Source organism: Corynebacterium sp. LaCa_23, assembly GCF_058182375.1.
This window is the reverse complement of sequence record NZ_CP190825.1, coordinates 238,725-262,954: the sequence shown is the minus strand read 5'-3', so window position 1 is coordinate 262,954 and position 24,230 is coordinate 238,725. Positions and strand designations below refer to the sequence as shown.

Sequence of the window (24,230 nt, the reverse complement as noted above, 5' to 3'; positions counted from 1 at the left end):
GGGAGCGATCGCGATGAACGGGGACCGCCAACGGCTACGCGGGCACTACGATGAGGACTTCTACTGGGAACGCGTTGACCGCAACCTGGGTTGGCTCGGCGACACCACCGAGGAACAGCGTGAACGCCAAGCACGGTTGCGCGATGCCGTGATCGGCATCGTCGGCACCGGGGGCATCGGCGGTGCCGCAGCCGCCCGCCTGGTGCGCATGGGCGCACTCAACCTGAAACTGGCCGATCCCGACCACTTCGACCTGACTAACGTGCAACGCCAGTACGGCGCCGGGCGAGACACGATCGGCCGCAACAAGGCCGAAGTCGTCGCGGAGCAGGTCTTCGCACTGACCGGGGATGCCAACATCGATGTCTTCCCCGAGGGCATCACCCCGGACACGGCTGAAGAGTTCATGGACGGCTGCGACTATGTGATGGACCAGATGGAGTTCTACCAGATCAGCAACCGCTACGCCCTCCATCGCGCCTTCCGCGCCTCGGACCGGTGCAGGTTCATGTTCAAGATCCCGACCGTCGCGCACTCGACGGTCGTGTTCACCTACACGAAGGACTCGATGCCCATCGAGGAGGTCTACGATCTCCCCGAGGATGCCGAGTTCACCCCGGACGTGATCCACCGGCTGATGGAACGCATCATGCCCGAGCATCAGGACTTCCCCTCGCCAGGCACGCTGGATGAGTGGTTCGTGGAGAAGCAGACGATGCCGATCTTCGGAGCCTGCCCGCCCCTGGCCGAAGGCATCCTCGTTGAACGCCTCGCCCAAGAGATCATGGACTTGCCCGGCCGTACGCCTCTGCCCGTGCAGCCCGGGTACGCGCTCTTCGACACCCTGACCTGGGAAGCGAAGACCGTTGAGAAGGCGTGGTGGGCGAAATGACACGCATGGTGCTCTTCACCGAGACCAATTCCGTCTTTGGCTCTTACTTCCTCACCCGACTTGCCAGGCACGATGATGTCATCCTGGCGGCTGTGGTGCTGCGTGAACCCGGCACACTCTGTGACTACTACCTCGATGAGCCCGAGCCCCTCGACCTCGCGAAGGACGCCGCCGAGCTGGATGTGCATACGCTGCGGCCGGCGCACATCAACACCGACGAATTCATTACCGCCATTGGGGGCCTGGCGCCGGACTACTTCATCGTCGCCAACTACCAGCTGCGGCTCGGGCAGCGACTCCTCGCGGTTCCGAGCTACGACGCCCTCAACTTCCACCCCAGCCCGTTGCCCCGCTATGCGGGGCTGGCACCGTTCTATTGGATGGCCGAGAACCACGAGACCCAGGGCGGAGTCTCCGCAGTGCGAACGACAGCTGGGCTCGACGAGGGCCCCCTCGTCGCCCAGCAACTCCTCACGCTCACCGGGGGAGAGACGGCCAGGGAGATCCGGGACATGCACTTCGCCGCGTCCTGGCGCCTGTTCGATCTGGTGCTGCCGACACTACTGGACCGGTCCTACCGGACCTGGGATCAAGACCTGAGCAAGCGCACCTACTTCGGCCACCCGCCCGCCGAGGCTTCGCTGGAGTCTCGCGTATGACCGCGCATCGGCACACGGCGCTGGTCGCGACCCTCCTCGGTTTCTTCATCGTCATGCTCGATACGACCATCGTCAATGTCGCCCTCGCCGAGATCGGCACTGACCTCGACACGACGGTGGGCTCACTGCAGTGGGTCGTCGACGCTTACACCCTCGTGTTCGCCGCGTTCCTTCTCACAGCTGGGGCCGCATGCGACCGTCTCGGGGCCCGCAGGGTCTACCTCGCTGGCCTGGTGGTCTTTGCTGTACTCTCGGCCGTGTGCGCCCTCGCTCCCACAGGCGGGTTCCTCGTCGCTGGTCGCACCGTCCAGGGCGTGGGCGCGGCAGCGATCGTGCCGGGCTCTCTGGCATTGCTGTCGGCTGTGTACGACGATCCGAAGGAACGAGCACGCGCCATCGGGCTGTGGGGCGGCGCAGGAGGTGTTGCCGCCGCGATCGGACCGGTCCTGGGCGGAGCGCTGGTGTCGGCGATCGGGTGGCGGGCGGTGTTCTGGGTCAACCTCCCCATCGTCGCTATCGGCTGTCTGCTCACCTTGTGGGCAATTCCCGCGCTCACGGGCAGTCGCGCGAGACGGGTGGACCTACCCGGACAGGTGCTCTCCGTGCTCACGCTGGTGGCAGTAACCTATGCAGTCATCACCGCAGGCGAACACGGATGGTCACCCTGGCAGGTAGCCGCGCTGATCGCCGGGGGCGTCTTCCTCGCCCTGTTCATCATCGCAGAGCGACGACACCCGGACCCGATGCTGCCGATGGCCTTGTTCACTCGTGCCCGGTTCTCCGTGGCCGCAATGGTAGGGCTCGCGCTCAACATCAGCTTCTTCGGACAACTCTTCGTGCTCTCCCTCTTCTTCCAGCAGTACCTGGGATACGAGCCGTGGCTGGCAGGCCTCGCGCTGGCACCACAGGCGTGCAGCGCCGTGGTCGCGTCACCGCTGGGCGGCCGTGCCGTCGCCCGGTGGGGCGCGTTCCCCACCATGCTCACCGGCCTGGTAGTCGGCACGATCGGCTTCAGCAGCCTCGTGCTGCTCACCGCAGAAACCCCTTACGTGGTGGTCGCGGTGTTGACCTTCACAGCTGGATTCGGGATGGCCTTCGCGATGCCGGCCGCGACCTCGGCCGCAGTGGCCTCGGCCCCGCCGGAACATGTCGGCATTGCAGGAGGAGTCATCAATGCCGCCCGCCAGACCGGCAGCGTCGTCGGCGTCGCAGTCCTCGGCGAAATGGTCGCCAGTGGAGCGTTCCTCACAGGCTTCCACACAGCCGTCGCGGTCGCCGGTGGAGTCTTCGGTGCCGCAGCGCTCGTAGTTGTTGCCACCATCATCAGTCACCTACAGGAGCCAGTTACACCTGAAGTTTAGAATCATTGTGTGATGAAGCACCATCGGAGGAGGTCGAAGAAGCCGCCAGTCGAACGCGTACTGTGCTCCGAAACTGGTAAACGCGAATACGAGCACTATGATGACGCCGTGCACGTAGCACTGAAACGGTCGCGACGGGCAGGGCCGCTGCGGATCTACGAATGCCCCTCGTGCGGGTCGTGGCACCTAACCAAGCGCCCTGACTGGGGTAAACCACCGGCGAACTAATGACACTGTACGGGTCTGTCTCGGCGAGGAACGCTCCGGAGCGCGTCTTTCCTGGACGCTCCAGGAGTTTCGTTCTCATGCATAGGCAGCCGAGGCGCGCTGCAAGGCTTGTAGCCCTGAGGTCAGTCGCCTAGGGCTTTGTACCATGAAACTAGGCGCGCCAGCGACCATAGGCCATGGTCAGAGAGTATGAACACTGGTGACCAGATAGCAGGTCGCTTGTGTCAGGCAATGCGCCGGCGCATTGCCTGACCAGTATGAGCAACAGAGCGCGCTCAAAACGTTAGGGCGCGCACGCGCAAAAGAGAGCAGTCCCTTTTCGTAGTCACCTATGCTCCTCAGCCCACCGGGGTATGCACACAGCGCTCATACACTAAAAGAGTCACACTGAAGTGCCCCGAGTTTTGTTCCTAGGCATTTGCCTTGTTTTCCATTATTGCCTGTGGCAAGTTCTGCTTCCAAAACTCGGTTTCCACCTCGACCGGGGTTCGGTATCCCAGGCTTTGGTGGAGCCTTGTCTCGTTCCACCATGACACCCACTCGAACGTCGCGATTTCTACCTCTACAACGTCATCCCACCTGCGGGTATGGACTAGCTCGTTCTTGTGAGGGGCCGTTAACGTTTTCAGCCAGAGCATTGTCATATAAGTCACCGACACTTCCGGTGGAAGCGTCAATGCCATGCTGGGCAAGTCGCTCGTTGTAGACAACGCTGACGTACTGCGAGCCGTGATCCGAATGGTGAATGAGACCTGTTGTTTCCTCAGCACTCACAATCGCTTGGTTGAGTGCTTGCAGCGGCAAAGCTTCGGTCCGCATCGAATCTGACAGCGCCCACCCGACGATCCGCCGGGAGTAGACGTCGGTGACAAACGCGGTGTAGACGAATCCTTTTCGTGTCCGTACATAGGTAATGTCAGCCACCCACAGCTTATTCGGTCCTTGAGCTTTAAATTCACGCTCAACCAAGTCCGGGCGCAAATCAGGCACGTTAGCTTTTCGGGTTGTAATCGGTGATCCGCCTGTGCCTTTGCCAGAAACGCCAGCCAGGCGCATCAGTCGGGCGGTGTGTTCACGACCGATATCGATTCCTTCACGGCGAAGAGCATGCCACATTTTCCGCACACCTAAGACACCGTAATTATCTCTATGAACAGCACTAATGCGTTCAACCAACGCAGCATCACGAAGTCGACGAGCACTTAACCCGCGAGCCTTGGACTGGCGATACCCACGCGAGGTGATAAACCCACCAGCCCGGTTATTTTTCAACGCCAGTGCAGATGAACTCGACAGAGAAACGATTCCGGTTTTCATCGATGAACCGGATCATTTCTTAACGTTTCGGGTCGAGTCATGAGGCGAAAAAAGCCGAGGCAGCCTTCAACAACTCATTAGTATCGCGGAGCTCTTGATTTTCACGACGTAGCCTCGCGTTTTCGGCAGCCACATCTTCAGGCACAGGTTCTGGGATGTTTCCTGCACGGCGGGCAGGCTTAAGTCCATTGACGAGCTGTGTGCCATGAAACCCCCAGCTTTGGAGCTACTGCCTGGCACGCGGGGTGCATCGACATATTTTCCGCCAAGATGCGGTCCTCCACGAGACGGACCACACGGTCCTTCGCATCCTGGTCAAATTTTCTCGGCATGTTCCAGATTTTCCCATCTACTCAAACGGAACAAAACCTGGGACACTTCAACACCGCGGAACTGAGATTCGCCTACGACCTTGCCGGGCATACAGGTAGCACTCTTGCCGGTGCATCCCGCGGACGAACGCTCGGCGCTGCGCTGGTACAGATCAAAGTGCGACTGCGGCATTGATGGGAACAATTGCTGTTCCAGTCAAGAAAGGAATGAACGTTATAAATTTACGTCTATTCCTGATTAGAAAAGTTCCAACGTCGGTAGAGCGCGTTGAATAGTCTCGCTGCAGAAAAGAACACGATAAAAAGGAAAACCGAAGACAAGCAGAAGATTAAAATTGCTTCCACTAAGGTTCCCTGCTCGCTCTGGAGCGATATAATGGTCACCACGATAGCTCCTAAGAGAGACGCGGTGATTACTTGCTAAAGAGGCCAAGCCCCATTTTTCATCAGTAGCCTACTCAGCTCTTAAGTTATCTGATTCCACCTAATCATAAGCGCTAATACGGCGTTACGAATGGGGTCTTTGCAGCGTTTGCGACGGGCTTGAGTTCAGAGGGTCGTTGCAACATGCCCCGAACTGGGCCATTGGCATCCGTTGTCGACGTGCCTAGGTCATCAATCAGTTTCGCGATTTCTGGGTTAGCAAGCAGCTTCTTTTCAATCGCATCAATCTTGGCCTTATCAGCCGGATCTCGTCTCGCCATAGTAGTCATTCTGGTCCATCTCCTCATGCGGGTTAGGTGGGCCTGACCCCCGGAAAGTGGACACATCGGGGGCTAGCTATGCTGCTTTGGTCAGTGTAGCTGAAGTCTTGGTTTCAAAGACATCAGGCGCTACAAGATTGCACCAGGAGTGCCGCCGGCGCGTGTTGTAGCGCATGCACCACCGGAAGACTTCCCGGCGGCAGGCGATCGGATTGTCAAAGACTTTCCGCTCTCGCAGCACTTCACGTTTTAAGGTGGCGTTAAATGATTCTGCTAGGGCTTCTATCAGCACTCGTTCCTACCGCGCCCATAGACTGGCGTACACCTAACGACGAGCAATAGTTCCTAAAGGCCTGTGAGGTGTACACGCTGCCGTGATCGGAATGGAATACAGCCCCGTCAAGACTGCCACGCACGCCGTGTGCGTGGGCTAGGGCATCGATGACCAGTGAGACACGCATGTGGTCTGCGAGTGCATAACCTGCACGTTTGCGTGAATACGTGTCAATGACAGTGGCCAAATACATGTTTTTCCCTCCTTTACATGGCAAGTAGGTAATATCGCCGACATAAACGCGGTTCGGCTCGTTAGCTGCGAATTTGCGGCCTAGCAAATCCGGCATGACTCGGTGGCCAGGCTTGCGCCTGGTAGTGACACATCGGCGGCGCTTGGTAAAGCCTCTAAGCCCCATGGCTTTCATAATTCGTGCGACTTTCTTGTGATTTATCGGGCTGAAATCCGTATCACTGTTGAGGCTTGCAGCGATGCGTTTAGCACCATAAAGACCATGCTCATCATCAAAAGTGGCCTTGATTTTTGCACCAATAAGGGCACCAGAATACATCCTTGAACTGCGCTTTTCACGGGTGTGGACCCATTTATAAAACGAGGAGCGATTGAGCTTTAACACATGGCACATCCGCTTGACCGAGTACTCGGTTCGGTGGTCATAGACAAACTGGAAGCGGATCACCAGCGTGTCTCTTCGGCAAAATATTTGGCGGCCTTACGCAGGATGTCGCGTTCTTCGCGCAGCTTAGAGACTTCTTTTTCCAGCTGACGGATTCGCGCAGAATCATTCGCCGCTTGGGCTTTATCGTGCATGGCCTTTGTGCGGGCACGTTTGCCAGTGCCGTACTTTTTGACCCAAGAATGTAGCGAGGCACGGTTGATACCGAGCTCAGCTGATGCTGAGTTCAGCGAGAGATCCTCGTTGTTCGCATAGAGGGCTACGGCATCGCGTTTGAACTGTTCGGAGTACCTGGACATGGTGGTAGATTACCTTTCTTCCCAGCTCGACTGGGCTGGATATCAGGTGTCCACCAAATGGGGGTCAACCATTAGACACTCTCTCCAAGTAGGTTGCAGGGTCGATAGAATGTGGTGCAGCGGTCATCGTCATATGCCGTTCGGTGAGATGTGGTTGTTGAGTCGAAAGTTTCCGACGGTGACCGCCCTACTATTTTCGGGCCCACCATCAGCAAGCGTTACACCACACTAAGGGACGCAACCGCTGGATATCAGGTGTCCACCAAACTGGGGTCAGGTCCAAATGAGATGTTCTATGGGCCTAAATGGCGACATCATGAGGAATTAGAAAAAGCGATTCATAACTATGTCGACTTCTAAAACGAACGAAGAATCAAGCTTGAGTTCGGCAGATTAAGCATCAATCAACGCCGACGCAAGCTGCTACTCTAAATATTCCTAAAAATGTCCGCATCCCCTCTTGCTACTTAACCCCTATCTGCTTCAAATACAAGCAACCCCCGCCTCCTGCAGAGCTTATATGCGGTAGAGGCGGGGGTTGTGTAGAGTCAGTACAGAAACTGAGACGTTGCCTGAACTAGGCGTGCGCCTTAGTTAACTCGGCCGGTTTCCTTGCGGTACTGGCGGTAGTAGCGGCGTCCATAGTGGATGGTGCCGGCGGCTGCGATGGCCACCACAACCAAGGAAATGACGCCGATGGCGATGGTCAGGCCGTAGTTGCCTTCACCTGCGGTGCCCAGCGGGGTGTCCCACACGCCGAGGCCCCAGATGAGGATGCCGGCTGCTGGCAGGCAAGACAGGATCAAGCCCATGCCGACCCACGTGGAGGTGCGGAGAAGGGAAGAGTGAGGAGCTGCGAAGGATACTGGGTCGTAGCCTTCGATGTAGTTGTCCTGAATCTTGCCGGAGAACTCCGGATACGTTTCGCTCTGGTAGTCAGCAACTACGTGGGTGTTATCGCTCATGGCGGAGTCTTTCTGTCTTTCTCTCGTTCCTAGTATTCCTACGGAATAACTCTAGCTTAGTCGTCCTTGCCACGGAAAGCAGCACGTGCACGTTCGCGGGTAACGGCAGATACTGCGGTCAGTGGGACGCCAGCCGGGCAGACATCGGCACACTCACCGTAGAGGGAGCAGTGGCCGAAGTTGGATTCCAAATCAGCAACCATGTTGCGGGCACGGCTGCCGCGCTCTTCCTTACCCAGCGGCATCATGGACAAGTGAACCAGCTTGGCGCCGGTGAACAGGTGTGCCGCACCGTTCGGGCAGGCAGCAACGCAGGCACCGCAACCAATGCAAGCGGCGTGGTCCAGCGAGTACTCGGCGGTCTCGTGGTTGATGTGCATGGTATCGGCATCCGGTGCGGTGCCGGCATCCATGGATACGTAACCGCCCTGCTCCATCACGTGGTCCAGTGCGGAGCGGTCAACCACCATGTCCTTAATGACGGGGTACGCAGCGGAGCGGAAGGGCTCCAGCTGGATGGTGTCGCCATCGTTGAAGTTGAACAGGCGCTGCTGGCAGGCAGGGGTGTTCTGGCCCGGGCCGTGTGGGCGACCGTTGACGGTCAAACCACAGGTACCGCAGATGCCCTCGCGGCAGTCAGAAGCGAAAGCGAACGGTTCTTCGCCGCGCTCAACATAGCCGTCGTTGACGTGGTCCAATAGCTCCAGAATGGACATCTGCTCGGAGGCATCATCCACCTGGACGGTTTCGAATTTACCTTCCTGGGTGGGTCCGGCTTGACGCCAGATCTCAAGTGTCAATTTCATTACTTGTAGTTCCTTGTCATCAGCGGGATCGAGTCAAAGTACAGGGGTTCTGCGTGGCGGATGAACTCGTTCTTGTTCGCGCCCGGCTCCCAGGCGGAAACGAAGCACCAGTTTTCATCGTCACGCTCGGCTTCGCCTTCTTCAGAAAGGTGATCTTCGCGGAAGTGAGCGCCGCAGGACTCATCGCGGTCGAGGGCGTCGATGCACATGAGCTCACCCAGGTCCAGGTAATCGGCAACGCGCAGGCCGTATTCCAGGACTTGGTTCATGTCATTCGCCTCACCAGGGATGCGGACGTTCTTCCAGAAGTCATCGCGCAGCGCGCGGATCTTCTCGATGGTGTCCTTCAGGTCATCGACGTTACGGGACACACCGCAGCCGAAGTACAGCAGGTCACCCAGCTGGCGGTGGTAGTGGGACGGACCGTGCGGGTCATCGCCGTGGACCTGCATCAGCTTATCGATGCGCTCCTGGGACTTCTGCACGGCTTCCTGTGCCTCAGCGGAATCCTCGGCCAGCTTGTCCTCATTGAGGTGGTCAGCCAAGTAGTTCGGGATGGTAAACGGCAGGGTGAACCAGCCATCAACGGAAGCCGAAAGCAGGGAGTTAGCGCCCAGGCGGTTAGCACCGTGGTAGGTCCAGGAGCACTCACCGGCGGCGAAGAGGCCGTCAATAGAGGTCATCTCGTTGAAGTCGGTCCACAGGCCGCCCATGGTGAAGTGGCAGGTAGGAGCGATGCGCATGGGGGTCTCGTACGCGGACTCACCAATGGCCTCTTCATACATCTGAATGAGGTTGGAGTAACGCTCGCGGATCTTATCCTTACCCAAACGTTCGATGGCGTCGCGGAAGTCAAGGTAGACCGAGTTCTTCAGCGGTCCAACGCCCAGGCCCTTGTTGATCTGCTGGGAAATTGCACGGGAGGCAACGTCACGGGGAACCAGGTTGCCGAAGGCCGGGTAGCGGCGCTCCAAGAAGTAGTCGCGCTCTTCTTCCGGAATGGTGTTCGGGTCGCGGTCGTCGCCCTCTTCCTTGGGCGACCAGATGCGGCCATCGTTACGCAGGGACTCCGACATCAAAATGGTCTTGGACTGCCAGTCAGAGTTGACCGGCAGGCCCGTCGGGTGAAACTGCACGAACGCCGGGGAAGCCAGATAAGCGCCCTTGTCATAAGCGCGCATCATGGCGCTGGCGTTGGAGTTCTTCGCCAGGGTGGACATGTGGTAAACGTTGCCGTAACCACCGGTACCCAGGATGACGGCGTGGCCGGTGAAGGCCTTGAGCTCACCGGTAATCAGGTTGCGGGTGACAATGCCGCCCGCGCGCTTCTTGCCGTTGTCCTCATAGGTGATGATGTCCTGCATATCGTTGTGGGCAAAAAGCTCCACATTGCCCAGGCCGATCTGACGGTACAGTGCAGAGGTCGTGGACAGCTGCAGCTGCTGACCTGTTTGGCCACGGGTGTAGTAGGTACGGGAGACCTGCACACCACCGAAGGAACGGGTGGCCAAGGTGCCGCCGTATTCACGGGCGAACGGGGCGCCGATGGCGTTCATGTGGTCGATAACACGAACGGACTCGTTAGCCAGGCGCCAGCAGTCAGACTCGCGGCAGCGGTAGTCGCCGCCCTTTACGGTGTCCTTGGTGTGGCGGTACGCGGAGTCGTTATCCACCTTCTTGGCGCGGGAGGCGTTGACACCACCCTGCGCAGCAATGGAGTGCGCGCGGCGCGGGGAGTCGTGGTAGGTGAAGACCTTGACGCCGTAGCCCAATTCACCAAGGGCTGCCGCAGCAGCACCCGCGGACAAGCCGGTACCTACAACGAGGACCTCGAACTTGCGGCGGTTCAGTGGGGAGACCAGGTTCATGTGGTCAACGTGGTGAGCCCACATATCCTTCATCGGCACGCCGTGCGGTTCCTGGGATTCCAGGATATTACCAGCGGAGACGCCCTCAACGATGGACTTTGGGTGCGAGAAGTTGGGGTGTTCACGCTTGAGTTCAGTAGTAGTCATGGGTTCCTATCTCCTTTAGCTGACCAAGCCCAGGGCAACGGACAAAGGCATAACGATGTTGCCGATGCATACAACGGCCGGGATGATGTAGGCCAAGACCAAGAAGGTCTGACGCCATTTTGCACCGGTGATACCCAGGTCAGATGCGGCAAGGCGGATGCCGTGGGTCAGGTGCAGGAAGAGGCAGCACATTGCCAGCACGTAGAAGATGGTGACCGGCCAACGGCTAAAGGTTTCGATCATATTGGCCTTGACAGAGCCTTCAACGAATCCCTCTGGGGCCATCGGCTGTACGCCCATGGTGAGGTCCAGCAAGTGGAAGATGATGAAGAGCAGCAGCACGATACCAGTTACCAGCATGGACTTGGTGGCGAAGGAATCCAGGCCACCCATCAGGTTGGTGCGCTTGAACTTGCCGCGGGATGCCTTGGAGCGGGAAGCCAAGGTAAAGGCACCGTAGATGTGGGCAAGGATTGCCACGATCAGCACGATGCGGATGATCCACAGGGCAGAGCCATGCGGCAACAGCGGTTCACCCATAGAGCGCAGGAACTCGCCGTACTCATCCAGGGCGGGCTCACCGTTGTGTGCCGGCATGTACAGCTTCAGGTTGCCGGCCATGTGGCCGACGACGAAAAGCGCAAAGAGCAAACCGGTAACGGCCATGATGAGCTTCAGTACCCACGATGGCGTTCCGGGCTGCTGACGAATTGGTTCATTAGTGATGTGGCCGTGAGCGATTGCCTCACGGTCCGGATTTCTTAAAGTCATGACACCTCCATAGTCGTACTTACCTTAACTGGGCTTAACCGCTGGTTACTAGTTATTTTCGAGCGGCCAATTGCTCCTGGTTCGCAAGCGCGACTAGGCAGTGAGATCTTTTAGGTAAGGGTATCCTGAGAACAAGAATGCGAAAACGCTGTTACCTTGGGTACCTTCATTTCCGCAATGCAGATGTTTCATATTTGTAGCCCAAATTGTGAGCTTCGCCACTCCATGTTGCGCAAGTGATTAACCCACCCCTTTATGTGTCAAACTTTCGCATGAAACCCCACAAACAGCGTGTCCAGGTAGCGAAGAGTCTTCACAAAATTTTCGCCATAAAGATGCACAGCCGCGCTCGCTACTAGTAACCTTTGGCGCATGAGTAAGACGTATGTGGGATCTCGCCTTCGCCAGCTTCGCCGCGAACGCGATCTCAGCCAAGCCTCCCTAGCTGGCACCCTCGGCCTTTCCGCTAGTTACGTCAACCAGATTGAACACGACGTCCGCCCGCTGACGGTGCCGGTGCTGCTGCGCATTACCGAGGTCTTTGGCGTCGACGCCACGTTTTTCTCCCGCGATGATGATTCCCGCCTCCTCGCAGAGATCCAGGACGTCATCCAAGACAAGGAGCTATGCCCCTCCCCAGTGGAACTGCAGGAGCTATCGGAGCTGGTGTATAACCACCCCACCGTTGCCCGCACGCTTGTCGATGTACACCGTCGCTACCGCAATGTGCGAGATAAGCTGTCGCTGGCGACGGATACGAGGAGGACATCGGAAAGCGCCGCCGCCTTATCCATGCCGCACGATGAGGTGCGCGACTTCTTTTATGCCCGGCAGAATTACCTGGACGGGCTGGACCATCACGCTGAGGAACTCGCCGGTGACCTCGGTGTTTCCGGGTTCGGCATTCGCGATACCGAGCAAGCGCTGGCAAACTGGCTGCGTGAGGAACACGGCGTAGAAATCGAGCTCACGGCACAGATGGATGGCACGCTGCACCGCTTTGACCGCGAGAGCGGGCAGTTCACGCTCGCCTCGCGCTTGAGCGAGGGCCAACGCGCCTTCCGCATGGCCGCCGAGCTCGGCCTGCTCGAGGCCCAGGAGCAAATCTCCGCGCTCGTGGCCGATGAACCCTTTACCTCTGATGCCTCCCGCAGCCTGGCGCAACGCGGCTTGGCCAGCTACTTTGCAGCCGCCACGCTCATGCCCTATGCCATGATGCACAGCGAGGCCGAGCGCGCCGGCTATGACGTGGAATACCTGTGCCAGGTCTTCGGCGTGGGATACGAGACGGTCGCCTCCCGGCTTTCCACCCTGCAGCGCGATAACCTGCGCGGCGTTCCCTTTACCTTCGTGCGCGTGGACCGCGCCGGCAATATGTCCAAGCGGCAATCCGCCACCGGCGTGCACTTTTCCAATAACGGCGGCACCTGCCCGCTGTGGAATGTCTATGAGACCTTCACCCGTCCAGGTGTCATCTCGCGCCAGCTCGCGCAGATGCCCGATGGGCGCAACTACCTGTGGATTTCCCGCGCTGTGCAGCACCACCAAGGACGCTACGGCGATACCAATAAGCTCTTCGCCATTGGCTTAGGCTGCGAGGCCCGCCACGCCGATCGCACGGTCTATGCAGACGGCCTTGACCTCACCAATCTTCACGCCGCCACGCCCATCGGTCCAGGGTGCCGCACCTGCGCCCGCGAAAACTGCTCGCAGCGCGCCTTCCCGCCCATCAACGAGGCAATCAATATCGATATTCACCGCTCGGCGGTCGCGCCTTACTAGCTGGAATTTTTAGTCACACACAGCGAGACGGCACCGCGGTCCTCCTTCTTGGAGAACGCTGCGGTGCCGTTATGCGGTATAGGGGAGGCTTGTTTAGAGGTTGATCATGTGGCCACTGATGCCCTCGGCGGCTTCCTTCATGGCCTCAGACAAGGTCGGGTGGGTGTGTACGTTGCGGCCGATTTCCTCAGTGGTCAGGTCGAAACGCTGTGCCAAGGTCAGCTCAGGCAAGAGCTCCGACACGTTGGAGCCCACCATGTGTCCGCCGATGAGCTCGCCGAATTCGCCGTCAGCAATAAGCTTGACAAAGCCGGCGGTCTCATTCAGGCCAGCGGCCTTACCGTTTGCGGAGAACGGGAAGGTAGCAACCTTGATGTCCTTATCCGGGAACTTCTCCTTGGCTGCCTCTTCGGTGTAGCCAAAGGAAGCGACCTGCGGGTTGCAGAAGGTAGCGCGCGGCATGTTGTTGTAGTCACCCAAGAGCTGAGTTTCTGCATCAGCAATGGTTTCTGCCGCTACAACGCCCTGTGCCTCTGCCACGTGTGCCAACTGCAGCTTCGCGGTGACGTCACCGATGGCGTAAATGTGGTCAACGTTGGTACGCATGCGGTCATCGATGTCGATTGCGCCGCGCTCAGTCAGCTCAACGCCGGTGTTCTCAAGGCCAAAGCCCTCAACGCGCGGAGCGAAGCCGATGGAGATCATGGCGCGATCCACGGTCAGGGTGTCCTGCTTGGAGCCGTCCTTGGATTCGACCTCAACGGTGACATCGTCGCCGTTGTCCTTCACAGAGGTGGTCTTGTAACCGGTCAGGAGCTTCACGCCGAGCTTCTTGTACTGCTTGGCAATCTCCTTGGATACGTCCTTGTCCTCGTTCGGCAGGACGCGGTCCATAAACTCCACGATGGTGACGTCCACACCGTAGTTGGCCAGCACGTAAGCAAACTCCATGCCGATGGCGCCGGCGCCCACGATGACCATGGACTTCGGTGCTTCCTCGTTCAGGATCTGCTCTTCATAGGAGACGATATTGCCGCCGAGCTCAACGCCAGGCAGGGACTTGACCACGGAACCGGTAGCGATGATGCAGTCATCAAAGGTAACGGTCTTACCTTCGTCATCGCCCTCAGTAATCTCAATGGTCTTATCGTCCTTGAAGGAACCCAGACCGTTAATCTCGGTGATCTTGTTCTTCTTCATCAGGTAGTGAACGCCCTTGACGATGCCCGAAGAAACCTTGCGGGAACGCTTGTGGGCCACACCGAAATCAAAGGAAACATCGCCGGAGATGCCAAAAGCCTTCGCCTCGTGGTTGAAGGTGTGGGCAACCTCTGCATTCTTCAGCAGCGACTTGGAGGGAATACAGCCTACGTTGAGGCAGACTCCGCCCCAGTACTGCTTTTCAATAACAGCGACTTTCTTTCCAAGCTGAGCTGCGCGGATGGCGGCAACGTAGCCGCCAGGGCCCGCACCGAGTACTACTACGTCATATTGTTCGTTAGTCACGCCCTACAGGATACGTAACTTTCTCCTCATTGTCGCGTAATTGGTCACACTTGGGGGCACCCCACCCCATGCGGCGGTGAGAAGAAGGAAAGGGCCCTGCAAAGGGAGGCATCGGCAAGCAGCAGATGCACCCCCGCAGGGCCCTTGAGGCTTCGCAGGTTTAGATCAGGTGAAGGGAAACCAGCAGCTTGGAGTAGGCCTCCAACGCGGAGTGGATGAAGGGGCCGAGGAATTCGTTGATGGAAACGAGGACGGTATCAAAAACGTTCATTGAGGTTCTTTCTTTTGTTGGAGCGCACGTGCACAATCGCACTGCTTAGCTTTTCACACTAAAAGCACTAACGCAGCCATTTCTGCTGGCGTTACAGCTGCGCCGCGACTTCTTGGGAGATTATGACACACAAACCTCAATTGTCACAGTGTTTGTTATCATTAACAAAGGTACAGGCGTATAGAACACCGCTTACCCCCGCTCATGCCCCAAATCGGCCTAGGTCTTTACCGGCGGGCATTTATTGGGCACTATAAATGGCGATATCTATATGTCTAAACACTGAATATACTTCCTTAATATGCCAATTTTTCGCGGCCGAAGTATAGTTATCGAGTCCACTCCCTACAGGAAAGAAGCACCATGAAGCGTCTCAATTCTGTCCTCGCGGCAGCTGCGGTTTGCACGGGCTTGGCTTATGCCCCCGTGGCAGGCGCGGCCGAGCTGACCCCGCAGCAGGTGGCGGGCGATGCCGCACAGTCCACGATTTCCCCGCTGGAGCCTACCCCGGAAATCGAGGGTAAGTCCTGGTACAAGAAGTACAAGGATGATGCGCGCGTTGAAAAGCTCGAGGCAACCTCGCCGGCGATGAACGGCCGGAAGATTCCTTTGGCCGTCGTCCGCGCCCAGCATGAAAACCGCCCGACCGTGTACCTGCTCAACGGTGCAGGCGGCGCGGAACAGGACATGGATTGGCTGAAGCTTTCTGATGCCGTTGACTTCTACCACTCGAAGGACGTCAACGTCGTTGTCCCACAGGCCGGCGCTTTCTCCTACTACACCGACTGGATCTCTGAGCCGAATTCGGGCTTCCTCCAGGGGCCACAGAAGTGGGAGACCTTCTTGACCAAGGAGCTGCCGGGGGCCATCGAGAAGCACATCAATGCCGATAACCACCGCGCCATCGCGGGCATGTCCATGTCCGCCACCTCCTCCCTGCTGCTGGCACAGCACAACCAGGGCTTCTACGACGCCGTTGGTTCCTTTGCAGGTTGCGCGGCTACCGCGTACCCCATTGAGCGCCAGGGCGTAGAGCTGACCGTTGGCCGCGGCGGCGGCAGCGTAGACCAGATGTGGGGCCCGTTGGGTTCTCCCACCAACCGCTATAACGACGCCATGATGAATGCCGAGAAGCTGCACGGCACCGAGCTGTACGTGTCCTCTGGCTCCGGTTTGGCTAGCGAGGAGGATACGTTCTCCTACATCCAGTCCAAGGGCTACAACCCGCTCCAGGCAGCGCAGGGCTCCGCTACCCTGCAGGTTGAAGGCGGCGCCATCGAGGCCGGGGTGAACTACTGCACCCACAACTTCAAGGCCAAGCTTGACCAGGCTGGCGTGCCAGCAACCTTTAACTTCCGCAATACCGGAACCCACTCGTGGCCACACTGGAACCAGGATCTGAAGGATTCCTGGCCAGTATTCGAGCGGGGCTTCAATAGCTAAATTTAGGCTGTGCGCAACGGGCGGTAGGGTGCAATTATGACATTGCTTCCTACCGCCTTTTCGCGTGCGCATACTGATCCTTATACTGGCGTGGACTTCAACCTTGGTTTTGAAGTCACCCACTACACGCTGGACTTGAACTACCGCGTGGAGCCTAACCTGCTGCAGGGCGAGGCCATTTTGAGCGTGCGCGCGGTGGAGGAACTGACCTCCTTAACCTTAGATCTTGGCGGGGCGATGGTGGCGCGACGCGTGACCGCCAGGCACGCGCCCCGGGTGGCCAAGTTCCGCCAATCCTCTGGGAAGCTGCGCCTGCGTTTTGCCTCCGAAATCCCTGCCGGAACCGAGTTTGAGCTGCACATTCGCTACGGCGGCAGCCCGCGCCCCATCCGCACCACGTGGGGCGAAATTGGTTGGGAGGAAACCGAATCCGGCTCGTTGGTGGCCAGCCAGCCCAATGGCGCGCCCAGCTGGTTCCCCTGCGATGACACGCCTTCTGAAAAGGCGACGTATGACATCATCATCACCGCCGATAGCCCCTTTACCGTCATTTCCAATGGCGAGTTGGTCTCCCGCAAGGCCGGCGGTTCCACCACTCGGTGGCACTACCGCACGCGCCACCCCATGGCCACGTACCTGGCAACGGTGCAGGTAGGAGAGTTTTCTTCTTATTCGCTGGGGGCTGATACCCAGGCGTGGGCCCCGGCGTTTTTGCGCGAGCGCGTGCGGGAGGAATTTTCCCAGCAGCAGGAGATGGTGGATTTCTTCTCCTCTATCTATGGGCCTTATCCCTTCCCCTCCTATCAGGTCGTCATTACCGAGGATGAGCTGGAGATTCCCCTCGAGGCCCAAGGCTTGTCCATTTTTGGTTCCAACCATGTGAAGGGCGATCACGCCTTCGAGCGGCTCATCGCGCATGAGCTCTCCCACCAGTGGTTTGGCAATTCCGTCGGCCTTTCTGCGTGGACGGATATTTGGCTCAATGAGGGTTTTGCCTGCTACAGCGAGTGGTTGTGGGGCGAGCACAAGGGAGGCGCGTCCGCGCGCGAGGCGGCGCGCTCGCATTATCAGGTCTTGGCTCGCAAGCGCCAAGACATCAAGGTTTCTGATCCGGGCGCGCGCGATATGTTCGATGACCGCGTGTACAAGCGCGGGGCCCTCGCGGTACACGCCATTCACCGGCTGCTTGGCGATGCCTTCTTCCCCACCCTCACCTCCTACCTCACCCAGCATCAGCACTCCGTGGTCGAGCCCGCAGATCTTCTCTCGGCCTTCCGGGAGGCGGCGCCAAACGCCGCTCTTTTCGATGCCACCGTCTCCGCATGGCTCGATGAAACAGCGTTGCCCAAGTTTCCGGATTAACCGAATCTAGGAAGTGGGTACGATAATGGCCAGCCGATAGGCACTACAGGAGCGACATATAACCACCGGCTTGGATCTTGCTCCCATGAGGAGAAGGTCCATAAAACCCGCCGAAGACCCTGGAGACACGTTAAAATACACAAAAGCAAATAGCCCCAATCCATGAACGGAAAGCCATGAGTTTCTTTAGCCGGGTATTCGGAAGAGACAGCGACAGCGAAACTGAAGAAGAGCCAGTTGTCGAGAGTGAAATTACAACGTGTGATTACTGCGGAAAAGAGAGCGACGACCTAATCTGGGTAGACATCAGTTTTCGTGTAGAAGGCCGCCCGTCCCATGTGAGTGACATCTGTGAAAATTGCTACGAGGAGCTTGACGCCGAGGGCGACTACCCAACCTACTGCTGTGGAATGATGTACGACGAAGGGGAGGAAGTTTGCGCCAGCTGCGGCGAACCCCTCTAATTAGAGTCGTCGCGCGGCAAACTGGCTCTTCGCGTTTCGGAGTGCGTAGCTGACCAGCGAGCGGAGTTCGGGGGTGGCGCAACATATAGGGGCCCTGGCCGGTACAAGACGAGAGTTAGCAGAACACGGGTTGTGGGCACAACGAGGGTATGACTAAGTTAGCTGGCTAAGTGTGAGCAGATCAACCTTAACGATTTTTCACTAGTCAGACCCGAGAGCGCCAAGTTGGGGCCTAGTCTCCATATCCTTCTTCAACATCACTATTTTGATCACTAGTATCCAATACATCTATATCCGCGTGATTCCAACGGAAGCTACTATTCGCTTTAGTTAACCGAGCGCTTTCCTGCTTCCATTCCTCGTCCGTCAACAGAATTGCCCAATTGTCATTATCTAATTCATCCTGCGATTTCGGATAGAACTCTTCAATGTTGGTTATACGGCTCCAGGTGTAGTCCATAATCGGATTGTGGGGGTCGACTTGGAAACAACACCAGGCTCTAAGCCAGTTAATGCCTTGTTCTGCTGTTCGCACGATTTCTGCAAATTCAGGATAATCATTATCGGCATGCTTGATCCCTTTGTAAGCGGTGTTAAATCGGCTAGCCCATTGCGCAGGATGCAACATTGCAATCCTTGGCATGCTAAGGCATATCCGTTTTAGATAGACAGGAAAGCAGTTATCTACTGTTCCCCGCTCTACTTGGCCAGGGATTCTGTGCCCGAATTCCTCTACCGCAACTGCTACATTTAACAGCCGATTCTCCCAAGAGATCTTTTCGGATAAAGCTCTTTTTAAAGCATCGACACCGGGCTTATTATCTGCCCAGAACTCTAGCCAGTGGGAAAGAACTTCGGGGTTTTCCGTGGAATAGTGGATTAGCGCCTCAGGATTTCGACCTTTTTCTATATCAAGCAGAGCATCCTCGTTACCTAAAGTTTCGACTCTACACTCCTCCCAATAGTCAGGATCGATTGGTCGATGATTGAGGTCAAGTACCGGATTGCTACTCGAGCTAACGCTTCGCTCAGAAAAACCAATAGGTTGACCGTATATGATCGAAAGAAAGTCGAGAATTGCGGAATGTTCCTCAAACGCAACATCACGTTCTTCTGGCTTCTCCAGCTTTGTGATAATTCGAGCAGTGCTAAATGCCTGTAACCCCTTGCCCATTCCGATTGACTCAGTACGTGCTTCAATAACAATCCGGTGGTTCAACTGTCCCTTAAACGGAATTGTCTTCGGCTTCTTGAGATTGATCGCCAGCCAGTTTTTATCGTCTCTGTAATCGGAATCGATAAGCTCTGTACACTCCGGCATCCAGTTACGCAGCATCGGCACGTACGAAACAACCTCAGATGCGTTCTCCCATGTCCTGCCATTTCCATCGAAGATCAATTGTTGAGGTCGCAGCTCCCACCGTTCAACTCCCTGAAATGGCCCCGCACCCTGCACCTGAATTGTCCAGCAATTTGCTACCTCAACTTGCCCCAGTTCGTCTACAAAAAGGAAGTCAAATGAACGGTTCCAGGTGCCACGGGGACTTACCGAACCCGTCCAACGTTCCTTAGGCTCGGCGTATTCCGAAACCAGTGAGATCACACACTGACCACCCTGCCGTGATAACGATGCTGAGATTGGCGCATGCCCATCTGAGATGATCCAACCTTGCCGATCCCGATCTGCAGTCAAAACGTTATTGGTTTTCAATTCCCAGCCAATCCGAAAGTAGTTTCATCAACCCTGCAAAATGGGCAACTCCAATTTTAGCCATGTTCCTCAACTAACGGTTCATAATTTGTCAGCAAAAGACACTGAGAGTGCAGATTTAGTGGTTTTGGTTGCGTTTTAGGTGCGTTTTGGGCGTGTTTGGTTGTAGCTGAACCCGTTTGAGTGGGGAATGTACAGTCTATTGACCATTTCCTTTCTTGCTGTTGCGCTGGCGTTTTATTAGATTAAAATAGAACATGAAATCGAAACAGGAAGGAGGGAACCATGGAAACTGCAAAGCACACGGAAATCAATTCAGCCATTTCAGATGTGGCTGCGGGGCTTACGCGCCTGCGCAACCTTATGCAGAATCCGGACGATCTCTCCTTCGAGTTGCTCCACCCCAACTTCGAACATTTAGAGCGAGCGCTGGGCAATAAATCCACCATCGATGCCGCCTTTGCCTTCATTGCAGAGCGCGATGATGCCGGCAGGCGGGTCGGCTCCTCTAAGGCCAAGGACTACTTAGTCGCTCGCCTTGGCCTCACGGAATCCGAAGCCGCTGCCCGCCTGCGCAATGGCAAGAACCTCTTTGCTCCCATCGAGGATCCTGAACCTCCTCCCCCGCCAGCAGACGACGAGGCGGACGCGGTGGCGCAAAAGAAAGCCGAGGAGGAAGCGCGCCGCCGCGCCGATCGTGAGCGCCGGGCGGAAGAACAACGCCGCAAGAAGCTCTTCGAGGAAGACCCCATCCCGGAGCGCGTCCTCAACCTCATCGAACGGGAACTGCGCAACCTCAATAAGTTCGCGGTTCCTGGGCCGCGAGAGCTGCGCAATAAGGCTCTAGAGGAAGCCAAGCGCCGCTCCTATGAGTCCCTGCGCGATTGGCTACGTCAGGCCATCCGCAAGGCGAATAAGCATGCCGTGGATCCCTCCGGGAAACGCGATCCGCACGCGGCCACGCGCAAGCGCCGCTTCAGCATTTCTCACCAAGATGCAGACGGTGGCGTGCACATCTCCGGCTACCTTGATGCCTCCGCCGCTGCGGTCTTGGCTAGTGCCTTCGCCCCTGCCAAGAATAAGGGCAGCGAGAGCCTGAGCCCCGAAGACGATACGCGTACCTATGCCCAGCGCATGGCGGATCAATTGACCGCGGCTCTAGGTAGCTACTTGTCCGCAGGGCAAAAGAAATCGGACGGCCTCGGCTCCTTCTTTGTGGCCACTACCCTTGAAGAGCTACAAGCGATGAACAGCGACACCCGCTTCACCACGAGCGTGGGAATCGACCTATCCCCGCTCGATCTCCTCCGCCTGGGCGCTGCTCAGCACGACTTTTTCTGCGCCGTCGATGACAAAGGCTTCCCGCTCGAGCTCGGGCGCACCAAGCGCACCGCGTCGCTGTGGCAAAAGCTGGCGCTTGCCGCCAGTGAAATCGTGTGCACCCACCCGGACTGCAACCGGCCGTGGCAAGACTGCGATGTCCACCACCTGCAGGCATGGTCCCACGGGGGAGCTACAGACCTCCGGAACCTCACCCTGCTCTGCCGTCGGCACCACGTGGACAATAACGATAACCGCGATGGCCACAATGGCATGGGGCATGCGGAAAGAGACCCGGAAACGGGACGCGTGGGCTACCGCTCAGCGCATACCGGCGGGCTTTCGCCCTCGGTGGAGCTCAATAACTCCCCCGCTGCAGAGCAAGCCCCGGCGCGCAAGCTCGCCGACCCACCTGCTCAGCCTCATGCCCCGGTGGATTCACCACCCAGTTCCCCTGCCGATTCGCCACACACTTCCGGGACGGACTCACCACCTAGTCCGCCACCTTCCGGAGCAGCGTGAGCATGCCCTACCACCCACTCTCTACCGTGCCTTCAGGCCGTACGATCATGTCGTGCGGCCTAGAAGTGCGTGTACAAGCGTTTTAGGGCTGTCCACGCGCAGCGCTTGTACGGACTGCCCTACACTGGAGACTCATGCACACCATGCTCGTTACTGGCGGCGCCGGCTTCATCGGTGCCAATTTCGTGCGCCTCATGGCCAAGGTTCGCCCAGATACCCGCATCACCGTCTTAGATAAGCTGACCTATGCCGGCAACCGGGATAACCTTGCGGGGCTCGATGTGGAATTAGTGGAGAGCGATATCTCGGATGCTACGGTGGTGAATCCGCTCGTCGCCAAGGCGGATATCGTCGTGCACTTCGCCGCCGAGTCCCATAATGATAATTCCCTGCGGGATCCCTCCCCGTTTATCCACACCAATGTGGTGGGTACCTATACCCTTCTAGAGGCGTGCCGGACATACGATGTCCGCTTTCACCACGTTTCTACCGATGAGGTCTTCGGGGACTTAGAAATTGGGGCGGATACCAACTTCACGGAGGATACCGCCTATGCGCCCTCCAGCCCTTATTCGGCCACCAAGGCGAGCTCCGATCACCTCGTGCGGGCATGGGTCCGATCCTTTGGCCTGCGCGCCACCATTTCTAATTGCTCAAATAATTACGGGCCTTACCAACACATCGAAAAGTTCATCCCGCGCCAAATCACCAATATCCTCTCCGGGCATACCCCCAAGCTCTACGGCACGGGCGAGCAGGTTCGTGACTGGATCCACGTCGACGATCACAACGCGGCGGTGCTAAAAATCATCGAAGAGGGGCGGATTGGTGAAACGTATAATATCGGCGCTGACCAGCCGGACATCGATAATAAGCGCATCATCGAGATAATCTGCGAAATCATGGGACATACCCAGGGAGGTCGAGCCCTGTACGAGCACGTGGCGGACCGCCCCGGCCATGACCAGCGCTATGCCATGGACGCTACCAAGCTGCGCCGCGAATTGGATTGGCGGCCCCGCTTCACCGATATCCGGGCGGGCTTGGAAAATACCATCGCCTGGTATCGCGATAACGAAACGTGGTGGCGCTCCCATAAGAATTCTGTAGAAGCCCGCTATAAAGAGCAAGGACAGTAATTATGCAGGTACACAACACCGCCATTGAAGGCCTACGCATCATCGAGCTGGACGTACACGGAGATAACCGCGGTTGGTTCAAGGAAAACTGGCAGCGCGAGAAACTTAGCGAGGCCGCACCAGAATTGGCTTCGTTCCAGCCGGTGCAAAATAATATTTCTTATAACCGCACCGGTGCCACGCGCGGGCTGCACGCCGAGCCTTGGGACAAGCTCGTCTCCGTCGCGAACGGCAAGATCTTTGGCGCTTGGTGCGATCTGCGGGAAGGCTCCGCAACTTTCGGCGAAATCGTCACCCATGAAGTGGGTCCGGAGACCGCCGTATTTGTGCCCCGCGGGGTTGCCAATGGCTTCCAAGCCCTCGAGGAAACTTCTTATTCTTATCTGGTCAACGAGCACTGGTCCCCCGAAGCGCGCTATACCGGAATCAACCTCGACGTGGTGGAGTGGCCCCTCGAGCCACGCGAGGTATCAGAAAAGGATAAGCACCTGCCTGCGCTTGCAGACGTCACCCCCATTCCTCCCCGCAAAATCCTCGTGACCGGTGCGAACGGTCAGCTCGGTAGGGCGCTGAAGCGGGTTCTTAAGAATGCCGAGTTCTGCACCCATGCGGAGTTCGACATCACCAATCCCCCGCAGCGCCAGTGGAAGCAATACGAGGTCATCATCAACTGCGCCGCCTACAACGACGTCAATGGCGCCGAGGACGATCGCGCCGCCGCTTGGGCCGTAAACGCCGAGGCGCCGGCCAAGCTCGCCCGCATCGCTGCCGAAAACCAGCTGACCTTCGTGCACGTATCCAGCGACTACATTTTCGATGGTTCTAAGGAGCTGCATACCGAAGACGAGATCCCCTCGCCCCTATCCGCCTACGGGGCGTCGAAGGCCGCGGGCGAAACCGCCGCGCAAACCGCACCGCAGCATTATGTTGTGCGCACCTCGTGGGTATTTGGCGATGGCCCAAACTTCATCGCCACCATGCGCCGCCTCGCCGAAGCGGATAAGGAGCCAAAGGTCATTCATGACCAGCGCGGACGCCCCACCTTCGCTGAGGATTTGGCCAAGGGCATCGCGCATCTCCTGCGCACCCAGCCCGAATACGGGATTTATAATATCTCGAATTCCGGCGATACCGTCGGGCGCGATGAAATGGCGATGTCCGTATTCATCGGCTTGGGCCACGACCCATCAGAGGTCACGCCGGTAAGCACCGAACAGTATCGGGAAATCGCTGGCCCCGAAGCACCACGGCCCAAAGAATCAACGCTTGCCCTAGATAAAATCGAGGCCACGGGCTTTTCCCCGCAGAATTGGCGGGCCGCCCTCGCCTTGTACCTCGCGCTGTACCCTAGCGTTCCTGGCGAGCCCAGCAAGGCCAGCGAGGAGTAGCG

At 57.7% G+C, this 24,230-nt stretch carries 18 protein-coding genes and 3 pseudogenes; 10 read left to right on the top strand and 11 right to left on the bottom strand.

What is annotated here, in order from left to right:
- The first annotated feature begins 13 nt into the window (after positions 1 to 13).
- From ACP8IT_RS01310 to ACP8IT_RS01300, 3 genes are read left to right on the top strand one after another with little or no spacing between them, the layout of a single operon-like run.
- Positions 14 to 892 carry a ThiF family adenylyltransferase gene (locus ACP8IT_RS01310; RefSeq protein ID WP_035108266.1) on the top strand — a complete coding sequence of 293 codons (879 nt, stop codon included), beginning with the start codon at positions 14 to 16 and terminating at the stop codon, positions 890 to 892.
- Positions 889 to 1,551, top strand: coding sequence for a formyltransferase family protein (locus tag ACP8IT_RS01305; protein WP_005276586.1), 663 nt, complete (start codon positions 889 to 891; stop codon positions 1,549 to 1,551). The genes ACP8IT_RS01310 and ACP8IT_RS01305 overlap by 4 nt, the downstream gene beginning before the upstream one ends.
- Positions 1,548 to 2,912: an MFS transporter gene (locus ACP8IT_RS01300; protein WP_005276588.1), complete on the top strand. Its 1,365-nt coding sequence runs from the start codon at positions 1,548 to 1,550 to the stop codon at positions 2,910 to 2,912. Before ACP8IT_RS01305 ends, ACP8IT_RS01300 begins: the two co-directional genes overlap by 4 nt.
- 638 nt (positions 2,913 to 3,550) lie before the next feature.
- Here the strand turns inward: ACP8IT_RS01300 and ACP8IT_RS01295 are convergent.
- The 9 genes and pseudogenes from ACP8IT_RS01295 to ACP8IT_RS01255 all read right to left on the bottom strand — a co-directional run bounded on the left by ACP8IT_RS01295 (position 3,551) and on the right by ACP8IT_RS01255 (position 11,320).
- Positions 3,551 to 3,778: an integrase core domain-containing protein gene (locus ACP8IT_RS01295; protein ID WP_302526375.1), complete on the bottom strand. Its 228-nt coding sequence runs from the start codon at positions 3,776 to 3,778 to the stop codon at positions 3,551 to 3,553.
- Positions 3,711 to 4,457 (bottom strand): IS3 family transposase, encoded by a 747-nt coding sequence (locus ACP8IT_RS01290; RefSeq protein WP_490290249.1) that lies wholly within the window; start codon positions 4,455 to 4,457, stop codon positions 3,711 to 3,713. The genes ACP8IT_RS01295 and ACP8IT_RS01290 overlap by 68 nt, the downstream gene beginning before the upstream one ends.
- 179 nt (positions 4,458 to 4,636) lie before the next feature.
- A pseudogene (locus ACP8IT_RS01285) lies at positions 4,637 to 4,835 on the bottom strand (hypothetical protein).
- Between the two features lie 514 nt (positions 4,836 to 5,349).
- Positions 5,350 to 5,493 (bottom strand): annotated as a pseudogene (locus ACP8IT_RS01280) (IS256 family transposase); the annotation flags it as partial.
- A gap of 76 nt (positions 5,494 to 5,569) precedes the next feature.
- Positions 5,570 to 6,763: pseudogene (locus ACP8IT_RS01275) on the bottom strand (IS3 family transposase).
- 590 nt (positions 6,764 to 7,353) lie between these two features.
- Positions 7,354 to 7,728: a hypothetical protein gene (locus ACP8IT_RS01270; protein WP_005276566.1), complete on the bottom strand. Its 375-nt coding sequence runs from the start codon at positions 7,726 to 7,728 to the stop codon at positions 7,354 to 7,356.
- A 56-nt stretch (positions 7,729 to 7,784) separates the two neighbouring features.
- A complete protein-coding gene (locus tag ACP8IT_RS01265; protein ID WP_126318127.1) occupies positions 7,785 to 8,534 on the bottom strand; it encodes a succinate dehydrogenase/fumarate reductase iron-sulfur subunit in 750 nt (249 codons plus the stop codon).
- Complete coding sequence (locus tag ACP8IT_RS01260) at positions 8,534 to 10,549, bottom strand: fumarate reductase/succinate dehydrogenase flavoprotein subunit (RefSeq protein ID WP_126318125.1); 2,016 nt, start codon at positions 10,547 to 10,549, stop codon at positions 8,534 to 8,536. The genes ACP8IT_RS01265 and ACP8IT_RS01260 overlap by 1 nt, the downstream gene beginning before the upstream one ends.
- 15 nt (positions 10,550 to 10,564) lie before the next feature.
- A complete protein-coding gene (locus ACP8IT_RS01255; protein ID WP_023016617.1) occupies positions 10,565 to 11,320 on the bottom strand; it encodes a succinate dehydrogenase cytochrome b subunit in 756 nt (251 codons plus the stop codon).
- 372 nt (positions 11,321 to 11,692) lie between these two features.
- On the opposite strand from ACP8IT_RS01255, the gene ramB reads away from it, so the two are divergent.
- Positions 11,693 to 13,102, top strand: a complete 1,410-nt coding sequence (gene ramB, locus ACP8IT_RS01250; protein WP_490290248.1) for an acetate metabolism transcriptional regulator RamB — start codon at positions 11,693 to 11,695, stop codon at positions 13,100 to 13,102.
- Between the two features lie 93 nt (positions 13,103 to 13,195).
- Here the strand turns inward: ramB and lpdA are convergent, their stop codons facing one another.
- Positions 13,196 to 14,608, bottom strand: a complete 1,413-nt coding sequence (gene lpdA / locus ACP8IT_RS01245) for a dihydrolipoyl dehydrogenase (RefSeq protein WP_490290247.1) — start codon at positions 14,606 to 14,608, stop codon at positions 13,196 to 13,198.
- 634 nt (positions 14,609 to 15,242) lie between these two features.
- Here lpdA and ACP8IT_RS01240 point away from each other — a divergent pair.
- From ACP8IT_RS01240 to ACP8IT_RS01230, 3 genes are all read left to right on the top strand, one after another.
- Positions 15,243 to 16,322, top strand: coding sequence for an alpha/beta hydrolase (locus ACP8IT_RS01240; RefSeq protein ID WP_005276560.1), 1,080 nt, complete (start codon positions 15,243 to 15,245; stop codon positions 16,320 to 16,322).
- A gap of 36 nt (positions 16,323 to 16,358) precedes the next feature.
- The gene (locus tag ACP8IT_RS01235; RefSeq protein WP_490290246.1) at positions 16,359 to 17,684 is read left to right on the top strand and encodes a M1 family metallopeptidase; all 1,326 of its coding nucleotides are present in this window, start codon (positions 16,359 to 16,361) and stop codon (positions 17,682 to 17,684) included.
- A gap of 176 nt (positions 17,685 to 17,860) precedes the next feature.
- Positions 17,861 to 18,148, top strand: a complete 288-nt coding sequence (locus ACP8IT_RS01230; RefSeq protein WP_284900319.1) for a hypothetical protein — start codon at positions 17,861 to 17,863, stop codon at positions 18,146 to 18,148.
- Between the two features lie 232 nt (positions 18,149 to 18,380).
- Here the strand turns inward: ACP8IT_RS01230 and ACP8IT_RS01225 are convergent, their stop codons facing one another.
- Entirely contained in the window at positions 18,381 to 19,859 is a 1,479-nt protein-coding gene (locus tag ACP8IT_RS01225; protein ID WP_490290245.1) for an ApeA N-terminal domain 1-containing protein, read from the bottom strand.
- Between the two features lie 285 nt (positions 19,860 to 20,144).
- On the opposite strand from ACP8IT_RS01225, the gene ACP8IT_RS01220 reads away from it, so the two are divergent.
- From ACP8IT_RS01220 to rfbD, 3 genes are all read left to right on the top strand, one after another.
- Complete coding sequence (locus ACP8IT_RS01220) at positions 20,145 to 21,701, top strand: HNH endonuclease signature motif containing protein (protein WP_474902064.1); 1,557 nt, start codon at positions 20,145 to 20,147, stop codon at positions 21,699 to 21,701.
- A 134-nt stretch (positions 21,702 to 21,835) separates the two neighbouring features.
- Positions 21,836 to 22,840, top strand: coding sequence for a dTDP-glucose 4,6-dehydratase (gene rfbB, locus ACP8IT_RS01215; protein WP_490290244.1), 1,005 nt, complete (start codon positions 21,836 to 21,838; stop codon positions 22,838 to 22,840).
- Between the two features lie 2 nt (positions 22,841 to 22,842).
- The gene (rfbD, locus tag ACP8IT_RS01210) at positions 22,843 to 24,228 is read left to right on the top strand and encodes a dTDP-4-dehydrorhamnose reductase (protein WP_490290243.1); all 1,386 of its coding nucleotides are present in this window, start codon (positions 22,843 to 22,845) and stop codon (positions 24,226 to 24,228) included.
- Positions 24,229 to 24,230: the final 2 nt, after the last annotated feature.